6 protein-coding genes are annotated in these 6,521 nt (G+C 37.9%); 5 read left to right on the top strand and 1 reads right to left on the bottom strand.

Annotated features, from left to right (window positions below; all coding sequences use genetic code 11):
* The first annotated feature begins 680 nt into the window (after positions 1-680).
* Both NAF19_RS23440 and NAF19_RS23435 read left to right on the top strand, forming a co-directional pair.
* Positions 681-893: a hypothetical protein gene (locus NAF19_RS23440; protein WP_252792784.1), complete on the top strand. Its 213-nt coding sequence runs from the start codon at positions 681-683 to the stop codon at positions 891-893.
* Positions 894-1,099: 206 nt separating this feature from the next.
* Positions 1,100-1,594: a hypothetical protein gene (locus NAF19_RS23435; protein WP_252792783.1), complete on the top strand. Its 495-nt coding sequence runs from the start codon at positions 1,100-1,102 to the stop codon at positions 1,592-1,594.
* Positions 1,595-2,052: 458 nt separating this feature from the next.
* On the opposite strand, the gene NAF19_RS23430 is transcribed toward NAF19_RS23435, so the two are convergent.
* A complete protein-coding gene (locus NAF19_RS23430) occupies positions 2,053-3,198 on the bottom strand; it encodes a hypothetical protein (protein ID WP_252792782.1) in 1,146 nt (381 codons plus the stop codon).
* Positions 3,199-4,138: 940 nt separating this feature from the next.
* Here NAF19_RS23430 and NAF19_RS23425 point away from each other — a divergent pair.
* Genes NAF19_RS23425 through NAF19_RS23415 form a run of 3 tightly spaced genes read left to right on the top strand, consistent with a single transcriptional unit; the run spans position 4,139 to position 6,516 of the window.
* On the top strand, positions 4,139-4,564 hold the full coding sequence (locus tag NAF19_RS23425) for a type IV pilin protein (protein ID WP_252792781.1): 426 nt from the start codon (positions 4,139-4,141) through the stop codon (positions 4,562-4,564).
* Positions 4,565-5,089: a hypothetical protein gene (locus NAF19_RS23420; RefSeq protein WP_252792780.1), complete on the top strand. Its 525-nt coding sequence runs from the start codon at positions 4,565-4,567 to the stop codon at positions 5,087-5,089.
* A complete protein-coding gene (locus NAF19_RS23415) occupies positions 5,086-6,516 on the top strand; it encodes a GspE/PulE family protein (RefSeq protein ID WP_252792779.1) in 1,431 nt (476 codons plus the stop codon). The genes NAF19_RS23420 and NAF19_RS23415 overlap by 4 nt, the downstream gene beginning before the upstream one ends.
* Positions 6,517-6,521: the final 5 nt, after the last annotated feature.

Here is a 6,521-nt window from a genome sequence, read left to right as displayed (position 1 = left end):
AGTGCCGAAAAGCTCAGTTGTTGTGTATTCGTTGGCATGTCTAATTATACAAAAAATACTTAACTATCTATTTAACAATATGTTATATGTTTTTATTCTGCAACGGTCTCATTAATTTTACTTTTGGAACAGTGTAAAGTATCAGTGTGAACTTTTTTAGGACGTGAAAGGGATTGTTAGGCGGACCTTTTGCGCCTTTAACTGTTCTACTCGGAAGGCTTATTGGGGGAGCAATTGGTTATTGAGTCGGTTCAGGGGACGTATTGAAAAAATTAAAAAAATGGAAAAAGAAAATATTTCAGCGCATACGAATTTGGAGTTGATCTTAGAATACTTATGTTCCACGGATATCGCTCAAAAAAGGATGATCGAGCAGGAGATTTCCTTAAGGAAGATGAGCGAGGTTAAGTTTCGTTTCTTCAAATTCATTTGCAAATGCGCGATTCCTTTTTTGGCATTTAATGAATTGCAATACGAGTCGTTTATGTATAAGAATAGCGAAATTGTAAGAAGTCTCACCATTATTTTTTTTCTTAATATTATCGTTTTTAGCGGGATAGCAATTTTTGCATACTTGGTAATATGAGGGTGATTTGAAGTTCTTATTATTCGAAAATCACGAGGGGTAACATATGCCCTGGTAGTGAACAGACCAGGGCTTATTCAAATACACAGCCACCATGGAGTTAAATAAAGGGGACGTCTGGAAATATGGAGAAACAACAGATCCTACAGGGAGGTATGACCCTACATATTTACAAACCCTGGGAGTTGCCAAAGTTGATTTATTTGAAGGTACACAAGTCCAAATTAAAATACAGGAAAAAATTTTGATTTACGGACATTTTGCTGTGCACAGATCACTGCCTCCGGGGAATCGCATTTTTAGATAATAATAAAACAAAATAAAATAAGGATTAGCAAGCTATAAGTCAGAACTTGAAATGTTCAGAACTTGTGGTTTGATCTTTGTGCCTGACCGCATCTTTATAATTTCGAGATTACAACAATGCTAATCAATTAAAAAATTCAGTATCCATTGACGGGGAAAAGAGGGTTTTTTTATAAATTCAACGTCATTTTAAAACCAAATATAAAAATGAATTTATTAAAGAAAAGAGCTGTTTTTAGCACTATCGGTTGCCTGCTCTTCATGAATTGTCTGAGCGTCGGAAGTAATAAGGTATCATATCAAACGCCAGATATATTTGCGGCTTTAAAAGAATATAAGCAGGTGAAATCCTTAAAGGGAAAAGCCGGGGAACTGTTGGGATATATTTACGTAAAGGAAAATAAGAAATATACGAACGGTGTTTTATCGGGGCTGTTAGTTGTGAAAAAAAATGGCGTAAAATTAGACACACTTTACCGAATCGACTCGAAGGGGCTTTTTAATTCAAAGGGTAAGCTGGAACTTAAAAATGAACCCAAAGGTTATTATGAGTTTAAATTAGGAAAGAAACCAACGGCTAATGAAGATTGGTTTACCATTGAGTTTGTAGATAGCAAAGGCAAATCTTTTTCTGATGATAATAATTATCTAATTGATTGGGATGCTAAAAATAAAGCATTTGGATACGAGGCTGCTCCATAATATTATAAGCTAATGAATACCAGCCTTTGAAGAAACTCAATAATCTATAGTTTTGATTTTGCCGGTGGACAATTGGAAGTTCGAAATAGATTTTAAATCCGGTCGATCCGTGGATATTCTACCTGCGGATCGACTATATAGAAGCCGTTTTTTTACAATCTGAGCGCTCCATCACTGCTATACATAAAAATTCTGCAATGCTCATTCTATGCAGGTCCGTATCTTCATTAACCATTTTAACCACAAACTGCTTCCTTTTTTCCTGAGGTGTTTCTAGCGCTAGCCTAAAGGAAGGAACATTAGTGTATAGCTAAGTCAGGGTGCCCGCACCCTATATTCAATTCCCCTCCAACCACTGCAAAACCTCTTTCCTTTTACTACTCACCGGAAAAAGAGAACCCGTTAAATAATAAGGCGACAATGCCCGGGAGTCAATAGTGCAGTTAATAAGGTAATTTTCAAAATAAATTAGTTGTATTCCTATAAATAAACCTGCTTGTAAATGCGCTTCCGTCTATTTCGGTTTTATCCTGTAATTCAAGCATCCCCTGCGAATAAACTTGCCCCGTAATTTTTGTGTTTTTTTGTAAAGTGATAAATGGAGCCATTTGAGATCCTGTTTTGTCGTATGTAAATATAGCACCCCAAAAGTTCGTGTTTTGCCCCACGTTAATCCTAATCGGCGAGTTTGTCGCTGATGAATGAAAACGCAAAACACCAAGACTAGAAGGGTAACCAAACGCACAGCGGGCCTCAACTCTTATTGAGTCAGTGGCAAAAAGTTGACATGTACCATGAAAACCGGACTTAATAATTATAGCCCTTTGCGTAAATCTGCACATTTTCAGGAAAACAGTACTATCAACAGTTATTGTCGTGTCAGAAAATAGTACGATATTTCCATTGATGCGCAGGTTACTTATGATTTTGGGAGTCTTTTTAAAATTGACTACATGTGTAGGGCGTAAAAATGAGTTTTGCAGCGAGTCTTTTGCCATTAAAACAGTATCACCCCCGACAGTATTGGTAAAATATTCTTCGAATGTCTTTAGCTTGCTTTCATCAAGTAACGGCAACAATCGCTTACTATCGTGTTTTTTTCCGATTATAAATCGTTTATCACCTTCGTATGCTTTGCCATCAATATAGGCGGCCTGAACCCCGGCTTTAGGGATATAGGCATCTCCGCGGATGGTAGTTTTGCCACTTAAGGAAAACGGTCTGTCCTGGTCAATCAAATAAAGTGCAGCCCAATTGGCTGAGTCAATTTTAGAGGCAAATGAAAACGATTTGTAGAGCGTATCTTTTTGGATAAAGGCTTTTACAACACCGGTTTCATATATTCCCCAGTCGATCTTTTGTAATGAAACGGAGTCGGCATCGCCGCTAAGAAGACTAACCGTTTTTTGACTGGTAAATGATGCGTCTGTGCTGGCAAGCAGGATATTAATTCCTGAATTTAAGTTACTATGGAGTTGGCTATACCTGAATTTTTTTTGATACTCTATTTTGTAAAAATAGGCTGATACTATAATTGCCGAGCAAAGCAACGCGATAACCAGCGCGATAATTATAACAATATACAGGGCAGAGGCTTTAACCATTGTATTACTCTTCGGTTTATATAAAAGTTAATATTCGGATTTTATATCACTCACTTTAAAGTCGTTGTGAACGCCGAACCAGTAAGCTGTCCGTTAAGTAAGTTCACCTTACTATTAGAAGTGCCAATATAGTAATTAATAAAGCATCGTTTATCGTGTTTCAACTCACAAATGATTGATTTTTGGACCTTTTTTCCTTGTGAAAAACACATGAATCACCTGTCTTTAGATCCTAAGATTTGCAATTAATCTGTATCAAAAAAGCGGTGAGTAAGAAATAAATCACGAATAACATATTGAATATTAATTGGGTTTTCAATTTCTGTTGAAGCCTCCTTCTATTCTTTGTCTATTAAATTTCGGCAGTTACAATTCGATCTTCTATTTCAAGCATATTGCTCGTCCCGGAACACGTGGAGTAACAGATTTTAAAGCGTAGCGAAAACCGACCAACAAGATCGAATTTTTTCCCAGTTCGAAATTACCTCAGCAGGCAGAGGCTTGCGTCCCAAATTATAAGATTGGAACTCTTTTTCAGACCCGTTTTAAATAAACCGTGCACTTACCCTTTGTTTTTTTAAAATAAAGCTAATAACTATCTAAATGTAGCCTTGGCGTAGTTGTTTGATAAAGTCGCCCTCACTCTTCCTAATAATGGAACGGTATTTGGACATCCTTTCACACTTTTTGTAAAAATAACAGCTGGGTTTACAATTTTATAGCAAGTAAAAGGGATTTTATTATTAATCCTATTGCCTTTGTACGGCGCGCCAACTAGCCCTATATAATCCTTATTTTCGACAATTAAAGATTTTCAAACATTGATATTTAATTGCTGTTTGATTCCTGATTGCACGTGCGACACGGTACGCATTTATTTAATCATTAATAAATTTGACAATTTGCGATTAAGTAATTAGTTTAGGACGTTATTAACTAAATGAGAACTAAACAAACCTTATTACGAAAAAAATTAAATGCTTATACTCTTACCGAGATATTGGTGGTGCTGGTTATTATAGGTATTTTAATCCTGATGGCTTTGCCCAATCTGCTTCCTTTGATAACAAAAGCAAAAAGTCTTGAAGCCAAAACTCAGCTTAATCATTTACAAACGCTTGAGCAAAGCTATTTTTATGAGCATTCAAAATACTCAAAGGACTTAACTGAAATAGGCTTTATACAGGAAAAACTCGTAACAGATGGATCGGAAGGTCGGGCAAATTATCGTATCGAAATATCTAATGCAACCAATACCGGTTTTACGGCAAAGGCGACTGCTGTGGTTGATTTTAATGGCAATGGCACCTTTAACGTTTGGGAAATTGACCAGAACAAAGCTTTAAAAGAAGTAACACCAGACTAAGTGACAGCGCTACGACTTTTTATTGAGGCGTTGTTATTAGTGATTTTTGCACAGGATATTAAACATCGTGCCGTTTACTGGTTTTTGTTCCCGGTTTTAATGCTGTTGTTTTTAACGTTGCAGTTCTTACAAGGTAACAGACCGCCCGGGATGTGGCAGCCGGTGCTTGTTAATATTACTTTTCTGCTGATTCAACTTGTTGTGGTTTCCGCATATTTTTCGGTTAAAAATAAAAAGTGGATTAATATTACTGATGGTTTTTTAGGTTGGGGCGATGTGCTGTTTTTGTGTAGCCTATGCTTTTACCTATCGGTGTTAAACTTTCTGTTTTTTTTCGTGACCAGCCTGGTGTTGGTGATAGTTATATGGCTGATATGGCAAGTAACGGCGAAACAAGCGGATAAGCATGTACCGTTGGCGGGTCTTCAGGCGTTGATATTCGCTTTTTTTTCGGCCGCCTGCTGGTGGGGATGGGGTTTAAATTTAACAAACGATAACTGGTTGCTGCAAATCCTTTACAAATGAATGCGACGGAGGAGATTATACTTTTAACAGAAAATATTCATTGGCTAACCAAGGACCAGGCCTGGCATTATAAAGTTTTGCCAAAGCATAAAGCTAATGACCATTACCTGCTTTATTGTGAAGACGGAATAAACGAAGATATATTAGCTGCTGAACTGGAATTGCTGCTTAACCTGGATGTACGGCTTGAGCCCATACCTGCAGCACAAGTTGCAAGACTTCTTTCAAAATATTATATCAAAGACAATGCGGCGCAGAGTTCGTCGCAAATGCACATAAACAATGCAGACGATTTTTTGGTAAACTTAATACGCGAAGCCAAAAGCCTTAAAAGCAGTGATATACATATTGAAAGCTACGAGAACAAATGCAGGGTAAGGATACGTATTGACGGTATGATGGTTGAGCGGTATTTGCTAAAACGTGACGAGTACCCGGCACTAATCAACAAAATAAAAATTTACGCCAATCTTGATATTGCCGAAAAACGATTGCCCCAGGACGGCCGGATAAACTTTAAGCAACAGGACCAGCAATTTGATATCCGCGTTTCTGTGCTGCCAACGCTATTTGGCGAAAAGGTGGTTTTAAGACTTTTAAATAGCGACGCCACCGATATTGATTTGAACAGTCTTGGATTCTCCCAATTCGATCTTGACAATTATCTTCAGGGAGTTAAAAAGCCTAATGGTATACTACTGATTAGCGGCCCGACAGGTAGCGGTAAAACAACAACACTGTACGCCACGCTTAAATTATTAAACAAAGAAACCCGGAATATTTTAACGATTGAAGACCCGGTTGAATATACACTTGAGGGCATTAACCAGGTGCAGCTAAAGGAATCCATAGGTTTAAATTTTGCAGCAGCACTGAGAACATTTTTACGGCAGGACCCTGACGTGATTATGGTGGGCGAAATAAGGGATACCGAGACGGCCAACATGGCCATAAGGGCAGCACTTACCGGTCACCTTGTTTTATCAACCATTCACACAAATTCGGCATGGGGGACGGTTTCCAGGCTGTCGGATATGGGGGTGCCCCCTTTTTTGGTTGCAAATACACTAAACACCACCGTGGCTCAAAGGCTGATACGCTTGTTGTGCCCACATTGCAAAAAAAAGGAAAGTTTCAGTGGTAATTTATATCCCAAACAGTTTAAGCCTTATAAGCCTGTTCATGAACATTTTAAAGCGCAGGGGTGCGAGCAATGTTATTATACCGGCTATAAAGGGCGCAAGGCTGTGTACGAAGTAATCCCTGTTGACCAGGAACTGGCATTGCAAATAAAGAATGGAAATATGTATATTCAAAGCCTTTTACAGGAAAGAGGAATACAAACACTGGCGGAAAACGCCTTTAATATATTTTGCGAGGGACAAACATCAATAGACGAGATTTACCCTTTATTATTTAATTATTGAACCTG

The organism is Mucilaginibacter flavidus (assembly GCF_024055575.1).
In the GTDB taxonomy this organism is placed as follows: Bacteria; Bacteroidota; Bacteroidia; order Sphingobacteriales; family Sphingobacteriaceae; genus Mucilaginibacter; species Mucilaginibacter flavidus.
Note: the sequence above shows the minus strand (reverse complement) of the source record. Positions and strands in the feature narration are given on the sequence as shown.